This window comes from Sulfidibacter corallicola (assembly GCF_017498545.1).
GTDB classification, from domain to species: domain Bacteria; phylum Acidobacteriota; class Holophagae; order Acanthopleuribacterales; family Acanthopleuribacteraceae; genus Sulfidibacter; species Sulfidibacter corallicola.
Window position 1 is genome coordinate 6,998,438 of sequence record NZ_CP071793.1, and the last position, 20,184, is coordinate 7,018,621.

Annotated in this window: 18 protein-coding genes and 1 tRNA gene; 3 read left to right on the plus strand and 16 right to left on the minus strand. The window is 59.4% G+C overall.

Features of this window, described 5'->3' with window-relative positions; all coding sequences use genetic code 11:
• Nucleotides 1-388: 388 nt before the first annotated feature.
• The 6 genes from J3U87_RS21710 to J3U87_RS21735 form a co-directional block, all read right to left on the minus strand.
• Complete coding sequence (locus J3U87_RS21710) at nt 389-1,171, minus strand: aminotransferase class IV (RefSeq protein ID WP_237377875.1); 783 nt, start codon at nt 1,169-1,171, stop codon at nt 389-391.
• The gene (gene hpt / locus J3U87_RS21715; protein ID WP_237377876.1) at nt 1,164-1,694 is read right to left on the minus strand and encodes a hypoxanthine phosphoribosyltransferase; all 531 of its coding nucleotides are present in this window, start codon (nt 1,692-1,694) and stop codon (nt 1,164-1,166) included. Before hpt ends, J3U87_RS21710 begins: the two co-directional genes overlap by 8 nt.
• Nucleotides 1,695-1,776: 82 nt before the next feature.
• Nucleotides 1,777-2,244, minus strand: a complete 468-nt coding sequence (locus J3U87_RS21720; protein ID WP_237377877.1) for a hypothetical protein — start codon at nt 2,242-2,244, stop codon at nt 1,777-1,779.
• A 343-nt stretch (nt 2,245-2,587) separates the two neighbouring features.
• A complete protein-coding gene (locus J3U87_RS21725) occupies nt 2,588-3,091 on the minus strand; it encodes a hypothetical protein (protein ID WP_237377878.1) in 504 nt (167 codons plus the stop codon).
• A 3-nt stretch (nt 3,092-3,094) separates the two neighbouring features.
• Nucleotides 3,095-3,619 (minus strand): hypothetical protein, encoded by a 525-nt coding sequence (locus J3U87_RS21730; RefSeq protein ID WP_237377879.1) that lies wholly within the window; start codon nt 3,617-3,619, stop codon nt 3,095-3,097.
• Nucleotides 3,620-3,629: 10 nt separating this feature from the next.
• On the minus strand, nt 3,630-4,181 hold the full coding sequence (locus tag J3U87_RS21735; protein WP_237377880.1) for an RNA polymerase sigma factor: 552 nt from the start codon (nt 4,179-4,181) through the stop codon (nt 3,630-3,632).
• A 332-nt stretch (nt 4,182-4,513) separates the two neighbouring features.
• On the opposite strand from J3U87_RS21735, the gene J3U87_RS21740 reads away from it, so the two are divergent.
• The gene (locus J3U87_RS21740) at nt 4,514-5,062 is read left to right on the plus strand and encodes a hypothetical protein (RefSeq protein ID WP_237377881.1); all 549 of its coding nucleotides are present in this window, start codon (nt 4,514-4,516) and stop codon (nt 5,060-5,062) included.
• A gap of 10 nt (nt 5,063-5,072) precedes the next feature.
• Here J3U87_RS21740 and bioA read toward each other — a convergent pair whose 3' ends face one another.
• The gene (gene bioA / locus J3U87_RS21745; RefSeq protein WP_237377882.1) at nt 5,073-6,371 is read right to left on the minus strand and encodes an adenosylmethionine--8-amino-7-oxononanoate transaminase; all 1,299 of its coding nucleotides are present in this window, start codon (nt 6,369-6,371) and stop codon (nt 5,073-5,075) included.
• A 343-nt stretch (nt 6,372-6,714) separates the two neighbouring features.
• Here bioA and metH point away from each other — a divergent pair, with 343 nt between their 5' ends.
• Nucleotides 6,715-10,398 carry a methionine synthase gene (metH, locus tag J3U87_RS21750; RefSeq protein WP_420038315.1) on the plus strand — a complete coding sequence of 1,228 codons (3,684 nt, stop codon included), beginning with the start codon at nt 6,715-6,717 and terminating at the stop codon, nt 10,396-10,398.
• 238 nt (nt 10,399-10,636) lie between these two features.
• Here metH and J3U87_RS21755 read toward each other — a convergent pair whose 3' ends face one another.
• Both J3U87_RS21755 and J3U87_RS21760 read right to left on the minus strand, forming a co-directional pair.
• Nucleotides 10,637-11,398, minus strand: a complete 762-nt coding sequence (locus tag J3U87_RS21755; RefSeq protein WP_237377884.1) for a flagellin — start codon at nt 11,396-11,398, stop codon at nt 10,637-10,639.
• Nucleotides 11,399-11,647: 249 nt separating this feature from the next.
• Nucleotides 11,648-13,489: a M14 family metallopeptidase gene (locus J3U87_RS21760; protein ID WP_237377885.1), complete on the minus strand. Its 1,842-nt coding sequence runs from the start codon at nt 13,487-13,489 to the stop codon at nt 11,648-11,650.
• Between the two features lie 515 nt (nt 13,490-14,004).
• Here J3U87_RS21760 and J3U87_RS21765 point away from each other — a divergent pair.
• On the plus strand, nt 14,005-14,955 hold the full coding sequence (locus J3U87_RS21765) for a coiled-coil domain-containing protein (RefSeq protein WP_237377886.1): 951 nt from the start codon (nt 14,005-14,007) through the stop codon (nt 14,953-14,955).
• Between the two features lie 84 nt (nt 14,956-15,039).
• Here J3U87_RS21765 and J3U87_RS21770 read toward each other — a convergent pair whose 3' ends face one another.
• From J3U87_RS21770 to J3U87_RS21800, 7 genes are all read right to left on the minus strand, one after another.
• Entirely contained in the window at nt 15,040-15,282 is a 243-nt protein-coding gene (locus J3U87_RS21770) for a hypothetical protein (protein ID WP_237377887.1), read from the minus strand.
• Between the two features lie 19 nt (nt 15,283-15,301).
• Nucleotides 15,302-15,883: a hypothetical protein gene (locus tag J3U87_RS21775; RefSeq protein ID WP_237377888.1), complete on the minus strand. Its 582-nt coding sequence runs from the start codon at nt 15,881-15,883 to the stop codon at nt 15,302-15,304.
• A gap of 226 nt (nt 15,884-16,109) precedes the next feature.
• Nucleotides 16,110-16,568 carry a peroxiredoxin gene (locus J3U87_RS21780; protein WP_237377889.1) on the minus strand — a complete coding sequence of 153 codons (459 nt, stop codon included), beginning with the start codon at nt 16,566-16,568 and terminating at the stop codon, nt 16,110-16,112.
• Nucleotides 16,569-16,643: 75 nt separating this feature from the next.
• The gene (locus tag J3U87_RS21785; RefSeq protein WP_237377890.1) at nt 16,644-17,549 is read right to left on the minus strand and encodes a TIGR01777 family oxidoreductase; all 906 of its coding nucleotides are present in this window, start codon (nt 17,547-17,549) and stop codon (nt 16,644-16,646) included.
• A gap of 228 nt (nt 17,550-17,777) precedes the next feature.
• Complete coding sequence (locus J3U87_RS21790; RefSeq protein ID WP_237377891.1) at nt 17,778-18,827, minus strand: alkane 1-monooxygenase; 1,050 nt, start codon at nt 18,825-18,827, stop codon at nt 17,778-17,780.
• A gap of 225 nt (nt 18,828-19,052) precedes the next feature.
• Nucleotides 19,053-19,128, minus strand: a tRNA-His gene (locus J3U87_RS21795).
• Nucleotides 19,129-19,221: 93 nt separating this feature from the next.
• Nucleotides 19,222-19,995, minus strand: coding sequence for a transglycosylase SLT domain-containing protein (locus J3U87_RS21800; RefSeq protein ID WP_237377892.1), 774 nt, complete (start codon nt 19,993-19,995; stop codon nt 19,222-19,224).
• Nucleotides 19,996-20,184 lie beyond the last annotated feature (189 nt).

Consider the following 20,184-nt stretch of genomic DNA (forward strand, 5'->3'; position numbering starts at 1 on the left):
TGTAGTTGCTTGAGTCGCTTCGACGCGTCGGCCCAGCGGGCCAACCTACAGGCCTGACGTCCCTCTCACGATGCGGGGACCTTGGACATTTCGACTTCGGATTGGGGTCGCGAGGGAGATTCTGTGCTTCGCTCTTTGGCGCAATCGACTGTCGCTGCTTGGGTTGTTTTGATTAGTCGGGCTGGCAGCCCAACCTACAGACCAGACGACCCTCTTTGAATGCGGACACTGCCAAGATGCGCACTTCGCGCGTCGGCCCAGCGGGCTTACCGCCCCTGATGCCCCTGCCTGGCCTTACCGGCCCTGCACGACGAATCTCTCAACATTCGGGGACTCCAGGCAGGTTTGTTTCGAGAGAGAAAGCGCGGGTGGCTGCGGGTAGGGTCTATTATTTTTTGGTGTCGATCGGTGCGAATTCTCGAGTGCCGAGCGTCTCGATCCACGCCTTCGCCAGGTCCAGGCAAAGCGCCCGGTCGGCGACTCTTTCAATGGGAACAGCGCCAATGACGGCATTCGTGGCGACGGCCGCCTTACAGCGGGAAAGCGTGTTCAGCGAGATGGTGTCTTCCCGAACCTGCGCGCATTCCATGACCCAGCTTCGCGCGATGCCCGGCAGCAGTCCCTGCCGCGTCGCAGGCGTCACCCAGGCTTCGTCGATCATGAAAAAGAGGTTGTGGGTGCTCGTTTCGAGAATGCAATCCCCAGCGTCCACGATCAAGCCGTCGTGACAATCTGCGGCACGAGCCTGGTCGAAGACCCACTGGTACCCGAGGCGGGAACCGGTTTTATAACATCGCCACGCGTCGTTGACCCCGAATCTGCGGGAACTCAGATGGAGGTGGAGCGGCTGCGGTTCGACGGGTTGGTAAGGCCGCGTGGTGACGAACAGTTCCGTGCCGTCGGCGCTTCCGTTGGACCAACGCCCACCGGTTTTGGCCAGGGTCACCCGTGCGATGCGATCCTGTCCCAATGCCAGGTGTGCCGCCAGCCGATCGAAGAACCGTTTACGGCTGGGAGGCTCCAGCGACAGGGCCGCCGCTCCCTGGACCAGGCGCTCGAAGTGGGCGTCGGCACGCCAGAGCTTCAGGCCTCGCGCCCACATCGTTTCGAACAAGCTGTAGCCGTAGAGGGCGTAATCCTCGAAGGCGCCCACCGGCTTCGGCTCAGCCATTCGGGTCGAGGACACTGATGTAGGGCAGGTTGCGGTAGTACTCGTCGAAATCGAGTCCGTAACCCACCACGAACTTGTCGGGAATGCTGAAGCCGCGATAGGCGATGTCGATTTCCTCGACACGGCGGCTCGGCTTGTCCAGCAGGGTACAGACCTTCAGGCTGTTGGGATGGCGCACCGTCAACAGTTCCAAGGTCTTGTGGAGTGTGCGACCCGTATCCACGATGTCCTCGATGATCAGGACGTCCTTGCCGGCGATATCGATGTCGAGATCCTGGAGGATCTTGACGCTTCCGGATGACTCGGTGTTCGATCCATAGCTGGAGGCACGCATGACGTCCACGCGAATCGGTACCTTGATGTGGCGTACCAGATCGGCGCAAAAAATGATGGAGCCTTTCAACAGGCAAACGCCGAAGATATCGCGACCCGCGTAGTCCGCGTTGATTTCGGCACCCAACTCCGCCACTCGGCTATTGATTTGAGACTCGTCGAACAGAATATCGGTGATCTTACCGCGCATGGTTCATCTCCCGTGAAGTTTCGAAACCGTCTCGACCGGCTGGTGCCGGCAGTGGTTCGACATTCGCTGGTTTCGTTCCCGCTCAGAAAAAGGAGCACTGCTCGGCGTTGGGATCACTCTCGCAGCGGTCCAGGTCGGGAATGCCGGCCAGCATGAAAATCAGCGGGTTCCACACTTCGGGATCCAGATTGAACATGGTTCCGAGCCGGTGGCGATCCGAACATTGACGCAGGATGGTGACCATGCCGGCGTGGTTGAGGATCGAAAGAAAACCAAGCGTGGGTTCGACGGGAATCCCCGGCGTTTCATGCGTTTTCTGGAAGAGAAGAATGAGGTAGGGCAGGCGGGTGACCACCTGGGCGAGATCCTCTTCCGGCATATCGGACGACAACACTTCCAAAGTGCGCGCGATGGTCTCGGGGTCTTCGATGATGACCCAATGATATTCGCCGGGATCTATGTCGATGTAGCGGTTGAATTGAGTGATGGCGCGCTGCACCAAGCCTTTCAGACTGGTGTTGAGGCGAACGAATTGAAGTTGTTGTCCCATTCGTGTAACTCCGATGTTATCAATCGGTTTCCCTATTCGGGTGGAATCATCCCACGGACGCTTAACTTATACTATACGCCGCCCCTGCCCGCAACCTTGCTGATGCGAAACGCGGAACCCGGGGTTCGAGGGTGCCGGTTCGTGGAGCGCCCGGTCGAAGTGCTCGCCGGGCGAGGGGTGCTCGTTCGGCTGGTTTTACGGGCCGCACCGTGTGGATCTGACGTCGGAAGTGTGCCGCGTCGAGAACAAAGGTGACCTGAATAAAAAAACCGACCGAAGGGTAAATCCCGCCGGTCGGTGTCAGGGGTCGCTTGTTGCCTTTGCCACTCACCACATGTGACCCTCAATTGCGAAATCGCTGCCGCCCCCCCGGGCGTTGGCGCCGGGGACCCTGTTGTAATTCGCGGGCCTGTCTCTGAACCTTCTTCTGGAACTTCACATAGAACTTGAAGAACTGAAGTGACTCGTCGGGTGTCAGTTTCTCGCGGATCTTTCGGTACATGTCCAATTCGTTGTCGTGAAGGTCCTGCTTGACCGCCATGTACTGGTCGAGCAACTCGTTGGGATCGCCCTCGCCGATGTTGACCCGCATGTTGAGTTTTCTCTGTTTTTGTCGGAGTTCGATCTGGCGGGCTTCGAACTCGTCGAGGATTTCGTTGACCTCGAGCAGTTTTTCATCCGAGAGGTCGAGGCTCTTGCGCGACTCGGCCAGGCGAATGAAGCGAAGCGTTTCGCGAATCTCGTTCACGCGGGGGTTGTCCTGGGCCGAGGCTGCGGCCCCGGCGAAGGTGAGCGACACGAGAATGGCGAGCCCCACCGTCTTGACGATCCGAACGAGTTGCAACATAGACTATCCTTTCTGATCCCACATGGACTTGAGTTCTTCGCCGTCGAAGCTGTCGGGTTCGAAGTAGAGGTCGATGGCCTCGCTCTCGGTGCCGAATTCGTCGATGAGTTCCAGGTCCCACTCATCGGTGAAGGCATCCTGGGACGTGAGGTCTCCCAGTGTCGCGTCGTCGTAGAGTTGAACCAGGAACTGGAGGTCCACCTGGTTCATCGAGGCCAGGCTCGGTGAATCGTAGGCTTGTTGGGGACGCAGGGTCAGAAACGCCACCAACAGGATCAGGGCTACGGCACCGGACATCCAGATGGGTGCGCGCAACCATTTGTGCCACCAAGCGGTTTGCCGGCGCGTTTGTTCTTCGGCCAATCGGTTCTGCAACCGGTGATTGAACTGGTTCCAGTAGTCCGGTCCGGGGTCCGGCACGTCCAGCTCGGAGATTTCTTCCAATAGATTCACGAGTTCGCGATCGTCGGCGTGTTGCGGCGGGCGCGTGGGATCGTCCAGATAGGCCTCGATTGCTTTCTTGTCCATAAATCGCTCCTCAGTTCATCCACGCGCGAAGCTTTTTCAGCGCATTGAACACATTGGCCTTGACCGTGCCTACCGAGCACTTCATGATCGTCGCGACTTCTTCACATGTTAAATCTTGGAAGGTTTTCAATAAAAGGGTTTCCTTCTGTTTGGGCGGCAGTTTGTTGATGGCTTCGTAGAGATCGCGTTTGCGTTCGTCGAAAATGAGCCCTTCTTCGTAACCGGGTGGGTGGATCTGCTCGTGATCCTCTACCTGATCGCCGCTGTCCTTGGTGATGCGGCCGCTGCGCGTCATGTTGATGCTGAGATTGGTGCAGATTTTGAGAAGCCAGGTCTTGAGAGAGGCTTCCTGGCGAAAGGTGCCCAGGTTCTTGAATGCCCGAATGAAGGTTTCCTGGGTGAGATCGTCGGCTTCCGCGTGGTTACGGGTAAAGCGGTAGGCGATGGCGTAGACCTGTTTGCGATATTTCATCGTGATTTGGGCGAATGCGGCCTCTTCTCCGGCCAAAAAGCGTTCGATCAGGGCCGCATCTTCGGACTTATTCATCACCTGATTTGTCACGAATGTTCCTTGGTCCGCCAGAGTAATCAATGTTCCTGCCTCGCAATCCTGTGGTAGACCAGCTACTTGCCGGTTCAACTGAGCTCAATTGCGGGGACCGATGAATTCCGGATTGGGTTTAAAGGAAGATTGAAAAAATTATACTCGGGATGGGGTTGCCTTGCGCGAAGTGATTTGGATCACCGGAGCGGGCTCGTGAGGGCGGCCCAGGAGGAGCCGCTCGGCTTTACCCCCGCGCGGCTCCATGTTACAACCTCCAGGAGCCGAGGCCCTTGAGATTCGCCGGCAGCGCGGTATCTGGAAGGGCTCGAGTGGGTTGAAGGAGCCGGATGATGGGACGATGGATTCCTCTGATTTTCTTTAGCTGGAGCGCATGCGGCATCGAGGTCGGTGCGGACGGCGAAGGCGACGCCTACATCGCCCGAGTCCGCGAGAGCTTCCTCGCTTTCAACCCGCGTGCCGAACTGGGATTGGTCCTGCGCGGCTACCCTTGGTTCGAGAAGCGCACCTGGTCCTTCGCAACCGAGAACGGCGTGCCCACCGTGACGTTCGTGGGTGTGGTCGATGACGCCAAGGCCGTCGCCGATTTCGAGGCGCGCAACAAGTATCGTTGGCGCGATGCCTTCAAGTCGATGCAACTACAGGCCGCCTATCCGTTGACGCGGGACAAGCGGAAGTTGAGCTTCGCGATTCATTTCGCGTTCGAGGACGACGCCCGAAACTTCAAGATTGCGGGCGGCACCCTGGGTGTCCAACGCGAGTCCGATGGCGTTTGGGTCTACGAAACGCTGGAGCAGCGCGAGTTGGACGCCCTGATCGAAGGACTCTTCGGGCGCCAGGACCCCTACCTGATTTTGGTTCGAGGCCTACCCTATAAATAGGCGTGCCGTGCTAGGCGCATGATTCGCCGATCACCCGGGCGATGGCCGACGTCAGGGTGGCGACCTGATCGGATTGCATGATGTAGGGCGGCATGACGTAGATCAGCTTGCCGAAGGGGCGGACCCAAACCCCGGCCTCGACGAATTTCGGTTGGATGTGGACCATGTCCACGGGCGCCTCCAGCTCCACCACGCCGATCGCACCGAGCACGCGGACATCGGCCACGCCTGGCAACGCGGCACAGGGCGCCAGTCCGAGGCGCAGGTCCGCTTCCAGATCGGCGATGCGCTCCTGCCAGGGTGATTCGCGCAGAAGCGAGATACTGGCCGCGGCCACGGCGCAGGCGAGGGGATTGGCCATGTAGGTGGGGCCGTGCATCAACGGACCGCGAGCGGAAATCGTGTCCGCGACGTCCGCGGTCGTCAAGGTGGCCGCCAGGGTCATGTAACCCGCCGACAGCGTTTTGCCGAGGCACATGATATCGGGTGTGATGCCGGCGTGCTCGCAGCCGAACATTTTGCCGGTGCGACCCAGGCCGGTGGCGATTTCGTCCAGGATCAACAGAACCTGGTGGGTATCGCACAGACGCCGCAATTCACGGAGGTACTGCGAATGGTAGAACCGCATCCCGCCGGTGCCCTGAACGATCGGTTCCAGGATGACCGCCGCGATTTCGTCGGCGTGGGCGCTCAGGAGCTCTTCCAGCGCGCGAATGTCCTCGGGATCCCAGGTCGCGTTGAAGCCACAGCGAGGTGCCGGTGCGAAAAAGTGTCGGGGCAACATGGGCGAAAACCATTCGTGCATGCCGTTGACCGGGTCGCAGACCGCCATGGCGCCGAAGGTGTCGCCGTGATAGCCGCCGCGCACCGTGAGCAGCCGGTGCTTTTCGGGGAAACCGCGCGCGTGTTGGTATTGAAGCGCCATCTTGATCGCGACCTCCACCGAAACGGACCCGCTGTCGGCAAAAAAGACGCGTTCGATGGAGTCCGGGGTGATGTCCACCAGCGCTTCGGCCAGGTTGATCGCCGGTTCGTGGGTCAACCCGCCGAACATCACGTGGGCCATGCGGTCGATTTGGGCGTGGGCCGCCTCGTTCAGGCGCGGATGATTGTACCCGTGGATCACCGACCACCAGGAGGCCATGCCGTCGATGATGCGACGCCCGTCCGCGAGGGTCAGGTAGACCCCGTCGGCGCCCACGATCGGAAATACCTCGGGTCCCTTCCCGAAAGCCGTGTAGGGGTGCCAAATGTGGGCGCGATCCCATTCGATTTTTTGCTGCCAGGTCGTCGTCGTGAGTTGGGCCAACGGGTGCCTCCAAAATCCGCCGAATCGGCGTGTTCCGTGGTGCGGTGCTGCTTCGTGAGGACTTCGTGGTTTCCACGACCCCACATGAACGCGTCATTGTAACGCGGTCGGGCCCTTCGGGTAAGAGGTCAGGAGCCGTCACGGTGCCGTGCTCCGGGGTGAAAGGACCCTCGCACCACTTTTCCTTTGACGGTGAAAAATTGGCAAAAGAAAGATAAACTGGAGTGCGGTACCCCCCCGCAGCGACCCGGCTACCCCCGCCGAGTTGGGACGCACTTTTCAACCCCCCAAATGTGCTTGTCAGGAGGTAGAACCTTTGTGGACCCGTGGACAAAGAACCGCAATGCTGCTGGAGCATCTCGAAAAACGCATTCTCATTCTCGACGGTGCGATGGGCACCATGATCCAGGCCTACGAATTGGAGGAAGAGGACTATCGCGGCACCCAATTCGCCGACCATCCTCTGCCCCAGAAGGGTAACAACGACTTACTGTCTTTGACCCGCCCGGACATCATCGCGGCCATCCACCGCGCATATTACGAGGCGGGCGCCGATTTCGTGGAGACCAACACCTTCAGTGCCACGAGCATCGCCATGGCCGATTACGGTATGGAAGACCAGGCTTACGCCATGAACGTGGCTTCGGCCAAACTGGCCCGCGAAGTGGCCGATGAACTCACCCGAGCCGAGCCCGACAAACCGCGTTTCGTCATCGGCGTTTTGGGTCCGACCAACAAAACCGCCTCCATTTCGCCCGACGTCAACAACCCGGGTTACCGCGATATCACCTTCGAGGCCCTGGCCGCGGCCTATCGAGAAAACGCGCGCGGCCTGATCGACGGCGGCGCCGACGTCATCATGGTCGAAACCGTGTTCGATACCCTGAACGCCAAGGCCGCCCTGTTCGCGCTGCGCCAGTTGCTCGACGAATTGGATCTGGAGATACCCTTGATGGTGTCCGGCACCATCACCGACGCTTCCGGCCGAACCCTCTCCGGCCAGACTACCGAGGCCTTCTACAACTCGGTGCGCCACGCCGACCTGATTTCCGTGGGCCTGAACTGCGCCCTGGGGGCCGATCTGCTGCGGCCCTATGTCGAAGATTTGGCCCACGTGGCCGGAACCCGGGTGAGTTGCCATCCCAATGCCGGGCTGCCCAACGAGTTCGGTCAATACGATCAAAGTCCCGAGGAAATGGCCTCGATCATTCGCGAGTTCGCCGAGGCCGGTTTCCTCAACATGGTGGGCGGATGCTGCGGCACCTCGCCGGCACACATCGCGGCCGTGGCCCAGGCGGTGGCCGGCATGGCCCCGCGCAAAGTGCCCGAACGGCGACCCTACCTGCGGTTGAGCGGTCTGGAGCCGTTGACGGTGACCGACGAGTCGCTGTTCATCAACATCGGCGAGCGCACCAATGTGACCGGCTCGCGTCGTTTCGCCAAACTCATCAAGAACGAAAAGTTCGAGCAGGCTCTCGAGGTCGCCCGCCAGCAGGTCGAAAACGGCGCGGTGGTCATCGACATCAACATGGACGAAGGGCTGCTCGACTCCGAAGCGGTGATGGTGCAGTACCTCAACCTGCTGGCCTCCGAACCGGATATCACCCGTATTCCGTTCATGATCGATTCTTCCAAATGGGAGGTCATCGAAGCGGGACTGCAGTGCGTTCAGGGCAAATGTATCGTCAATTCGATCAGCCTCAAGGAAGGCGAGGACGACTTTATCGAGAAGGCGCGCCTGGTGCGTCGCTACGGGGCGGCCGTCGTGGTCATGGCCTTCGATGAAGTGGGTCAGGCCGATACCTACGAGCGCAAGGTGGAGATCTGTACCCGGTCCTACAAGATCCTGACCGAGCGGGTCGGGTTCCCCCCGGAAGACATCATCTTCGACCCCAACGTGTTCGCCGTGGCTACCGGCATCGAGGAGCACAACGAATACGGCATCTTCTTCATCGAGGCCTGCCGGACGATCAAGAACACCCTGCCCCACGCCATGGTGAGTGGCGGCGTCAGCAACCTGTCCTTCTCCTTTCGCGGCAACAACGTGGTGCGCGAGGCCATGCACGCAGCCTTCCTGTACCGGGCGATTCAGGCCGGCATGGACATGGGCATCGTCAACGCCGGCGCCATGCCCGTCTATGACGAAATCCCCAAGCCCTTGCTGGAAGCGGTCGAAGACGTCATCTTCAACCGTCGCCCCGATGCGACCGAACGGCTGACCGATGTGGCGGCGGGCTTCAAAGGCTCCGCCAAGTCGAAGAAGGAAGACTTGGAATGGCGCCAATGGCCCATCCATCAACGAATTTCGCACGCGCTGGTCAAAGGCGTCATGGACTACATCGAGGGAGATACCGAGGAAGCCCGCAAGCACGCCGAAAGGGCGCTGGACGTGATCGAAGGGCCCTTGATGGATGGGATGAACGTCGTCGGGGACCTCTTCGGTTCGGGCAAGATGTTCCTGCCCCAGGTCGTGAAGAGTGCCCGGGTCATGAAAAAGGCCGTGGCCTACCTGGTACCCTTCATCGAAGAGGAAAAGAAGCGCAGCGGTCAGGCGTTGCGCGCCAAGGGCAAGATTCTGCTCGCTACCGTCAAGGGCGACGTGCACGACATCGGCAAAAACATCGTCGGCGTCGTGTTGGGTTGCAACAATTACGAAATCATCGACCTGGGCGTCATGGTCCCGGCCGGAAAGATCTTGGAAGTCGCCAAGCAGGAAGATGTGGATGTGGTCGGCCTTTCGGGCCTGATCACCCCGTCCCTCGACGAGATGGTCTACATCGCCAAGGAGATGGAGCGCGAGGGCATGGCCGTGCCGCTGTTGATCGGCGGCGCCACCACTTCGCGCGTGCACACCGCGGTCAAGATATCGCCCGGATACAACGGACCGACCGTTTACGTGGAGGACGCCTCGCGTAGCGTCGGCGTCGTGGGTAACCTGCTCACGGAAAAACGTCGCGACGATTTCGTCGGCAAGGTCAAGGACGACTATGCCAAAATTCGCGATTCCTATGGAAACCGTCGCGCCAAGACCAAGATGCTCCGCATCGAGGACGCCCGGAAACGCAAGTTCCCGATCACCTGGGAAGGCTACCAAGCGCCGAAACCCAAACACCTGGGGCTGCTGGTCGAGGAAAACGTCGATTTGCGCATCCTTTTGGATTACATCGACTGGTCGCCCTTCTTCAAGGCTTGGGAACTGGCCGGCAAGTACCCCAAGATCCTCGAAGACGAAGTGGTGGGCGAGGAGGCGAAGCGCCTGTTCGCCGACGCGCGAGCCCTCCTGGAGCGAATCGTGGCCGAGAAGCGATTGACCGCCAAAGCCGTCATTGGCCTTTTCCCCGCCAACAGCGTCGGTGACGATGATATCGAGGTCTACACCGACGAATCGCGTAGCGAGGTCTTGACCGTGCTTCACGGATTGCGGCAGCAGTTCGAGAAACCGCCGGGCCGTCACAACTTCTGCCTGACCGATTTCATCGCGCCAAAGGAAAGCGGGGTGGCCGACTACGTGGGGGCCTTCGTCGTTACCGCGGGCATTGGGACCCAGGCCTTCGTGGCCGAGTTCGAACGCGATCACGACGATTACAGCGGCATTATGGTCAAGGCTCTGGCCGATCGCCTCGCCGAGGCGTTGGCCGAGTACATGCACGAGCGTGTCCGCAAGGAGTATTGGGGGTACGCCGCCGACGAGCGTTTCGCGAACGAGGAGCTCATCGGCGAGAAGTACGTGGGCATTAGACCCGCCCCCGGCTATCCCGCCTGTCCCGATCACACCGAAAAAGCCCTGCTGTTCGAACTGTTGGGGGCCGAGGAACGCATCGGCGTCCACCTGACCGAGAGTTGGGCGATGATGCCCGCGTCTTCCGTAAGTGGCTGGTACTTCTCACACCCCGAATCCTTCTATTTCGGGCTGGGAAAAATCGAAAAGGATCAGGTCGCCGATTACGCGCGGCGCAAGGGTTTCGAGACGGCCGACATGGAGCGGTGGCTCAAACCGAATCTCGTGTACGAGCCCGAATCCAACTGAACCTCGCAACATGCCGCCCGGGATGACCTGCTCGGGCGGCACGTCCATCGTCCTACCGAAGTGCCCGTCCGGCCCACACACGAGGGGATAGCGGTTCCATAAAAAAAGCCGGATCGCGAATCGTGATCCGGCTTCGTCCGTGGCGGTACGCTAGGAGGAAATGATCAAGCGGTGTTGCCAACGGGTGCCCGTGTAGGGATGTTGATTTTGGCCAGGCAGATCATTCGGAATCGAAAGATCAAGCGAGTAACGAAGTAATGGTTTGGGCGTTGAGCTGGTTGCCTTGGGCGATGGCCGAAACGCCCGATTCCGCAAGGATTCTGAACTTGGTGAGGTTGACGACCTCTTCCGCGACATCGGCGTCGGCGATTTGGCTTTCCGCTTCCTGGGTGCTGATGACGCGTGCCTGAATGGCTTCGATGGTGGACGTCAGCCGTTGCTGGGTGGCCCCGATTTCACCGCGCGAAGAGGAAAGTTGACTGATGGCACCCTGGATTTGGTCCAGTGCGTTCGATGCGTCCGTCGCGGTGCTCAGGTTGGCCCCTGCCAGGCCCAGGTCGGCCGTGCTGAGGTTGTCCACATTGACATCGACCAGCTCGCTGTCGGATTCGCCCGTGCGTGCGCTGAAACTGCCGCCGAAAATGGCCTCTCCGTCGAAGTTCGTGTTCTGGCCCAGGGAGTCCAGTTGCCCGAAGATTTCCTGGAGTTCCGCATTCAGTGCGTCGCGCCCGGCCGCCGAGGTGGTGCCCGATGCCGCCTGAAGGGCGATTTCACCGGCCCTTTCAAGCAGGCCGCCGGCGTCTCCCAGGGTCTGGTCGGCGATTTGGGTGATCCCGAACGCCGTGCTGGCGTTGCGTTGCCCTTGATTGAGCACGCGAATGTCGGCGCGCAAGTTGTTGGATATCTGAAGGCCGGCGGCATCGTCGGATGCTTGGTTGATGCGTCGCCCCGTGGCAAGGCGTTCGAGTGTTCTGCGAATGTTTTCCTGTGCCTGGTTCAAACGACTCGTAGAGCCTATGTTCGAGTTCCCCGAAATACCGGCCATTCAGAATGCCTCCGTGAAATTTTTCCTGTTACCCAATATAAGGGAGAGGCGCATGCCGATCAACCCATCTCGCAGTCATCGTGAGTAAAGCGACAATGGGTCAATAAGCCATAAAAAGGACTTAAGTGGATCGAGTGTTGGTAGTCTCGCCTAAACCCTTCGCGATGCTGGGGGTTGTGTGATGGCTGTCACGCTTTGTCGGAATTACGGCATGACGCGGCCCACCGGATATAGTCGCCAAGTGGCGTCCATATAGGGCGATTTTCGGAAGAAGAAATCCAGCCGCTCTCTAGGGTTTTTGGCGAATTCCGGGTCCTCGGCCACCTTTTTGTCGAATGCCGCCTTGAATTGGGGATCCCGTTCGGCCATCTGGGCGGCCAGCGGCTCACCCACATAGGTCTCGAAGTATTCGGTGCGTTGCAGGATTTCCAGGAAGTAGCCCCATTGAAAAAAGGAATCGGGAGCCTGGGGATCCAGCAGGGCCACGGCCAGCAAGCCCAGCGGTTGGTCGGTCGGTACCCAGGCGCTGCCCATCGGGAAGGTGCGCTCCTGCGATTCGGCCGTGACCGTGGCGGACACGCGAACCCGGCCCTCGAAGGGGGCTTCGGCGAGGGAGACGTTCGAAAGCCGGAGCATGTCCACTTTAACGGTGATCGGTTTCTCGCTGCGTTTCAGCTCGATGCCGTGGCGTTCCAGCTTGGCGATGATCTCCGGCCACGTCGCCGGGACCCAGTAGCCGCGGGGGACCTGTGCCTCCGCGGTAGGTCGGTTGAAACGAACCAGGGGTAATTGCATCGTGGCCGGCTTGCCGGTCCACTCGAGCCAGGTTCCGCCGGACAGCGACGAGGTCTCCTTTTCGTAGGCGATACCGAGAAACTCGATCGTCGGCGGCGGTGATGCCTGAGCCGGGCCCCAGGCCACCGGAACGACGTTCGGCTTCAGTTTCATGTCTTGGGCTATGGCCTTTCGAAGCGAGGCAGATTCCTCCCGGCAGGTGTCCAGGATGCCCTCGAGGAAGACATAGGTCCCCAATACGCGCTGGTCGTAGGGCTTCAGCGAGTGGTTTTCCACCAGGATGGTCGGCAGCCGTCGCCATTCTCCGTACCCGTTCGAAAAACGCGGCGTGGCGGTCCAGTCGACGATGCCGGCCTCCAGATTGCGCGGATCGACTGCGAAAATCAACGGACCCGGTACGTGGCCCATGTTTCGCAGCCCGCCATCGACCCGTGGTTGGAGCTTCTCGCGCATCCAGGTGCTGATATTCGGGCTGGGTCCGTGGGGTTGGTTGAACCCGTAGGTGATGTCGTACTGATAGTCGATGCCGTCCGTGACGTGGATGTCGATGTAGAGATCCGGGTCGTACCTGTTGATGACGTCCACAACAGAAAGAATGCCAGGAGTTTCCAGCTTGGAGTAGTCGCGATTGAGGTTCAGGTTGCGGGTGTTCGTTCGCCACCCCATGACGCGGGGGCCGCGCTGGTTGATGCGGTTGTAGGCCGAGCGGCGTTCGTGGCCGTCCACGTTCAGAATGGGAATGATCAGCAGGTTGGCGGATTTCAGGAGTTCCGCCCTGTTGCCGCGCACCGTCATATCGCGGAGCAGCATCATGGAGGCATCTTTCCCGTCGATTTCACCCGAGTGGATGCCGGCCTGGATCAGGACCAGGGGCTTGGTGGACTTCTTCAGCATTTCCGGCGAGAACACACCTTCGTCGGATGCGACGACCATCACGATCGCACGCCCCTCGTGACTGGTGCCAATGGTTTTCAGGTGCAATTTGGGACTGGCGTCACACAGGCGACGAAACCAGCTCAAGGTCGCCGCGTGATCTGGAGATTCCATCAAATCGTTCTTTTCGAAGTGGGTGGCCCATTCGTGATCCGGCGCGACGGCCAGGCTTCGGCTCTGGCCCGACCAGGGTGGGGCCGGCGGCAGGATATCCGCGTTGGCCAGGGGGTGCCCGGCCCATAGGCCCGTGCCGGTCAGGGTTGGGTAGAGTGAGATGGCGAGGAGGAAGAGCGATAGGGATCGGGTGGCCTGGCGCATGGGCGGCGTCTCCTGTCGGCGGGGAAGATGATCGAGCATACCGAATTCGCGGAGGGGCGATCCACGGGTGTGTCCGGAACCGTGCGGGAAAACCACGACCAAATGGCGGGTTGGGCCCACGCCGGATTCCCCGTGACCTCGCCGAAAATTCTCGTGAGTGGGGAGGATGACTTCAATCGTCGAAGCCACATCCTAAGCCGTGTTTCCGGACAATTGCAAGGGAGTTGTGGGCCTCCGGGACCGAGCCGTGACGGGCTGCCCGACGGGAGATCCGCAACCCTGCGACGAGGCGTTTTCGGAATCGATCGCTTTTTGAAGGACCAGTCGCGACTCCGACCGATCTCCGAAAAGCGCTGGTTCTCGTTGCGACGATCCCCTTATAATCATCTAAAACCCATCCACTTCCGCCCCGCAGTCCAAGCGATCGTTCGATTTATCCGCTCCGACCGACGCTTCGCCGCGGTGAATGCGCCATTCCCGCGTGCCGCCTCCGATCTTTCAGTCAAGGGAACACCATGGACCTCAGCCACATCACTGCCAAGCTCGCATCGGAACTGAAACTGGATGGATGCTTTCTCTTCAGTGGCGCTGGCGATCAATGGTCCGGATCCCAGGCCTCACCGTCGCTGCGGACGTTTTTGGGCAAGCTCTTCAAGTCCAGGCCTGAAGAGTACTTTTCCGAAATTCGTTTTTTCAAGTTTCGCGATGAACAACGCCGCGAGGCGCAGCAGTATCTGGCTCTGGTGCCCGTCAAGATCAAAGGCACTTCCTGCCGCTACCTGGGCCTGGTCTATTCCCAACCCGAGCGTTTACAGGAGCTGCTCAAATACCGCATCATGCCGATGTACCTGCGTACCTGGATTCACCAAATCGCCGTCGAGGAACGTCTCCGGGAGGATCGCCACCGCGAGTCCGAAACCTTGTTGCAAGCCCTGGACGAGCGACGGGCCTATGCCGACCAGTTGGAATCCAAGCTCCATGCGTTACGGCACGAGCTGGAACACATCCGCGAGGCCGAGGTCGGTCTCGATCAGAAGGTGAACCAACTGAGTGATTTACTGGCCCAGCAAAACCAGGAGTACCAGTCGTTGTCCGAGGCCTATCTCGATTTGTTCCGCAATTTCGAATCCATTCAAAACGAGTACATCGCCACCTGCGTCGATTTCGAACAGACCATCTTCAACCTGGAAGAGGAGAACGACGAGCTGGTTCGGGAAGTGGCCTCGCGAACCAATTTGCGGGTGGGGCAGATCCGCAAGCAGCGCGAGGATCATCGCAAAATGAAAGAGGCGCTTGAAACGGCCGAGGCGGAAGCCACGAAGTATCGCGCGCAATTCCAGGCATTGAAGGAGTCCTACGGCGCGATGACGCCCGAGAAGGTCGAGGGCATGCGCGAAGTGATGGGCCAGCTCGAGCGCAAGCTGGAACACTACCGCAAGCGTTGTCTGCAATTGGAGCTGGGCTGAGTTTCTCCGTAGGTGCAGGGATGTTTGTGGTAAAAAAATGGCAGCTTTATGAGCCTGGATCTGCGGAGGAATCCCCTCCAAAAATCACCGCTCCCCGGCATCATCCTCGTTTTCCGGTTGCACTCCGTGCTTGCGGTCCCAGCGTCGAGCGAGGGAGGTGGGCGCATTGAAGAAACCGAGGCTCAACATGATCAGGAAAAAAACCGGTACCAGCGAACCCGTCTGATACAGGGCGAGGCGGATGTAGAGCAGAATGCCGCTGCCCAGGCAGAGCGCGCCGAGCAGGAACATCAGCCGCGAGGTGATCGTCAACCAACGAGGTCGCAACAGTTTGCCTCCCAAAGAGTCAGGGGCCGTTTGTCTTATGGGTTTTGTGTTTGACACCGCGATTGAAGGCGGGATTGGTTTTGGTGGAGCTGTCGATGATCGCCTGGTAGATGTCCGCTCCGGCCAAACCGTCCGCACATTTTTGTACCACCAGCCAGCAGAAGGTGGGACCCAGCGGGTCACCGTATTTGTTGCGGTCGCGGGCCTCCAGCAGCTTCACCTCGTGAGGTTCGCTCATGGCCTCGCGTGCTCGGACGCGGGCCAGCCTGCGCAGTTGATACGCGCAGACCGCGCGCTTCTCGAGGGGGAGTCCCTCTTCGATCCAACGCCGGTTCAGCTCGGGGATCGTGTCGACCACGTCGACATACCATTGACGGATTTCCAGATTGGTTTCGGCGGCGCCCAAATCCAAGAAGGTATCCGGTAATCCGCATTCAGGGAGCGGAGTGGCGTTTTGTGCCGCCTCGGCGATGACGCCCGCTTCCGGCAGGCACTCGATGAATTGGGTCTCGTCGCAGGGGATCGGTGGCGCCTGGCTACAGGAAATCCCGTGGAGAAATACCAACAAAAGTACGAACGTTTGTTTTTTTAGAGCAGGCAAAGAGCTGAGTTCCTTCCTTGGGCGCTTCGGCCCGGATTGAGTCCGCGGGCACCGTCGTCATTCGCGGGAGCCCCTTGGAAATTTGCGGTTATTTTTGCGGATCGAACGCACCGTGGATCGGTGGATCGAGGCATGGACCACGTTTGGTTGGCTGCCATGGAGCCGTGTCGAAGGGCGTCGAACGGATCTTTGGACGACGACCTCGCACCCTGGCCGTTCCGGCGTTTTACGATTTCGGGAGCTTGTCCAACGTCGCTCGGATCATCTTCATGTGATCGTTCACGCTCAGCTCGTTATGAGTTCGACCGAGAATGGTTCCGTCACTGCCGATCACGTAGGTCACGCGTTTACAGATGCGTAGCAGAGGCCGCAGGGTCTTGAAGGTTTTCGAGAATTCACCCTTTTCATCCACCACGATCGGAAAGGAGAGGTTGTTGCCCTGGGCGAATTTCTTGTGGGAATCCAAGGAATCGGTACTGCAACCGACCACGTTGGCGTTGAAAGACTGGAATTCGTTGAACGAGTTCTGGAAGGTGCAGGCTTCCTTGGTACAGACGATGGTGTCGTCCTTGGGGTAGAAGAAGAGGATCAGCGGGCCATCCTTCCAAAAGTGACCGAGGGGGCCGGAATAGTCGTCGTGGGTTTGGATGGTGGGATTGGGTGCTTGGGTGCCGATGTCGAGCATCGCGACCTCCAGGTGTCATAGATAAAAGTTACTCTAACGTTAATCTTAGCTGAAAACCCATGGCTTGCGCGGTTTTCAATGGCCGAGCTCGTGGATCAAGGCCGATTCGAGCTCCGCAGATTGGAATTGGAATCCGGCCTGATTCAGCTTTGTCGGAAGGATTTGGGCACCCGACAGCAGCAAGGCTCTGCCCATTTCGCCCATCGCCAACCGAATCGCGAATCCGGGAACCGGGAAGAGCGTCGGTCGGTGCAGGACTTTTCCCAGAATTCGGGTGAACTCGCGATTGTCCACGGGGTTCGGTGCGGTCAGGTTGACGGGCCCGGACAGCGAGCCGTGATGCACACAGAATTGCAACGCCCTGACCACGTCCGTCAGGGCGATCCAACTCATGCCCTGGCGACCGGAGCCGAGGCGACCGCCTACTCCCATTTTAAACGGAGTCAGCATTTTTGCCAGCGCGCCGCCCTTGGGCGTCAAGACGATGCCGATTCGGGCGTTGACCACGCGGATGCCCGCGTTGGCGGCGTCGCGGGTCGCCGCTTCCCAATCCGAACAGACATCGGCGAGAAAGCCCTTGCCCGACGGAGCCGTCTCGTCCAGTTTCGTATTCGCGTGTTGGTCATAGAAGCCGATAGCCGAGGCACACACGAAGGTCTTGGGTGGGTTTTGCAGGCCCGCCAAGGTTTTACCCAGCAGTTCCGTGCTTTTGACTCGACTGTCGCGAATGCGTTTTTTGCGTGCTTCGCTCCAGTATCCCGAGACCAGGCTTTCGCCGCCCAAATGGACGACCGCGTCCTTGCCCTCCAGTTTGGCTGCATCGATGGTGCCCTGTTCCGGGTCCCAGGCCACGGTTCGATCTTGACGCCCTTTGTCGGATGAAGGACGAACCAGTCGATGGATGTCCGCGCCATCTTCCTGAAATGCTTGCGACAGCGCTTGGCCGATCATTCCGCCGGCGCCGCCCATGACGATGTTCACCGCAATTTCCTCTCTTGGTTCCGTACCGGAGGGTCCGCTATGGAGGCGCTAGCCTACTTTCTCGTGATGATTCGGCGCGAGGTGATGAACATGGCTGACAACACAAGGCTTGCGAGGGAGAAAAATCGGAGGTGTACGCGAAGGCACCTCGAGGGTTTTTCGACGGAGCAAGCGCGGTAGTGGCAGGGCTTTTCATCGTCGGGGCAGGAAGCTTGCGAGTGAGGTAGGCTACGAGGTAGAGATCTTCCGGTGTGCGAAAATTCTTGGGTGCATGACTCTTTGCCAGAGCGGAGGAACCAGCGCCAATAATATCATCCCCGCATAACCGGTGGGAAGCTGGGGGCTTTCATCGAAATGGCGCAGCGTTTGGTATCGGCGGCCGGGATTGGCGTGGTGATCGGAGTGCCGCTGCAGGTTGAAAAGGAAACTGTTGGTGACCGTTTCGCTGGCATTCCAGGAGTGGAGTGGGTTCACCTTCTCGTAACGGCCGGATACCGTCTGTTCTCGGCTGAGCCCGTAATGCTCTACGTAGTTGACGAGTTCAAGTAGCGTGAACGCCACGATTGCCTGTGTCAGGAAAAACACCAGTCCTGGAAAACCGGAAATCACGACCACCAGGAGGGCGAGCAGCACTTGGAGTGCGACGTACCAGATCATGGCGTTGTGGTGGGACCAGATCGCGATGCCCTTTCTGTCCAGTCGGCGTGCCTCGATCTCACACGCATGTCGGAACCCGCCGATCACCGAGCGCGGGATGAAACGATATACGGGCTCGCCGAAGCGTGCCGTGGCCGGATCGTTGGGCGTACCCACGTTGGCGTGGTGTCCCTTGTTGTGTTCGATGAAAAAGTGAAGGTAACACACTGGCAACAATAGAGATTTGGCCAGAAATTGTTCGAGCCGGGTGGAACGGTGGCCCAGCTCATGGGCCAAGGTGATGCCGACCCCGCCCGTGACCAACCCGGTCGAAATCGCAAACAGAAACAGCTCCCAGTTTGGCAGCGTGCTTTGACGCAGCAGGGCGACGCCGCCCATGATGATCACCCAATGAAGCGGCACGTACAGGAAGGTAATCCAGCGAAACAGTTTGGCATCGCTCCAGTGGCGGTAGCTTTCCTCGGGAATGTTGGTGGTGTTACGCCCCACCGCGAAATCCAGGAGGGGAATCACACCGAACACGAACAGAGGCGTGAGCAGGTGCCAGGCGCCTCCGGCCAGATATCCGGCCAACAGAAGGAAGGGAAGGATAAAGGCGATCAGAAAACGCGTGATATTCATAGCCACCACCCCGGAGCACATTTGAAAAACGATCGAGCTTATTTTTGTGGGGTGATTATATCAGAATGCCCGGCGAAGATGCGTTGGGAGAAAAATTGAACGGGGTCGATTCGCGAGTCGGCGAGAGGGGGTCCGCCGATGGGATCGGAGCCGAACGGACGCCTGAAACGCAAAAAGCCGGCCCATTGGCCGGCTTTTGTTGCATTTAAAGAAGGAAGGGGAAGGTGGGGAGGACGATGGGGCTTGAACCCACGACCGCTGGAGCCACAATCCAGTGCTCTACCAACTGAGCTACGCCCTCCACTGTCGAACAAGCCCAAAGCATACCGGATGTTGTTTCAAGCTTCAAGGGCAAAACCGAAAAAAATGTGAAAAAAGGATAAGTGCCTGAATCCTATTGGTTTGAGAACGTGGCGGGAGGAATGAGAAGGGTCTGGCCCTCGCGAATGGCACTGTTTCCGAGCCCGTTGGCCTGCATGAGGAGATCGACCTCGATGCCGTGATTGCGGGCGATGCGATAGAGGGTATCGCCCTTGCGAACCTCGTAGTACAGCGGCGTGACGGGGTTGTCGGCGAACTGCGCCAGATGACGGTTCCCGATCAGCGCCGCGGCCTTGACTTTGCCTACGTAATTCTGGGTTTGCTCCCGAACGAAGGGCTTGATTTCCAACCAGGTGAGTACGTCGCGGGCCTGCATCGCGCGGCGCAGGTCGCCTTCGCCCAGGTTGTAGGCCGCCAAGACCAGTTCCCAGGAATCGAACTTCGAGCGCAGGTAGGCCAGGTATCTCGCCGAGGCGCGGGCTGCCGCGTGAGGCTGGCGCCGTTCATCGACGTGTCCGTTGACTTTCAGGCCGAAGGCGGTGGCCGTTTCGGCCTTGAATTGGAACATCCCAACCGCGGCACTGCTGCTGGTGGCGTGGTTGCGGAAGCTGCTTTCGATCAAGGCCAGCCAAACCAGGTTCTCCGGTACGCCTTCCTGACGGAAGATGTCCTTGAAGCGCGGCACGAAATAAGTGGCGCGCTCTAGGGCTCCCCGCGTTTGTTCTTGCCGTTCCATTTCCAGGAAATCGATCCACTGAAGAACTTCCGCGCTTTCGGCTTCCAGGTTGAATTCCTCCGGGGGAGGGGCATCGGTCCAAAACAGCAGCAGGGTGGTGATCCAAAGCATGGCATTCCGTCTTTGCGAAGATTGAGGGTGACCCGACAAGGATTCGATCGGTCGTCGATCGACGAGCATGAGGCATGGATGCGTTGATGTGCCCGTCGTGAAGGCCCGGTGAGCCCGGTTCCCGACGAGCTGGAAGCGATTGGTTGGGGAGCGCCGGCAGATGGCGCGCGAGATCGAGAAAAGTTTAAC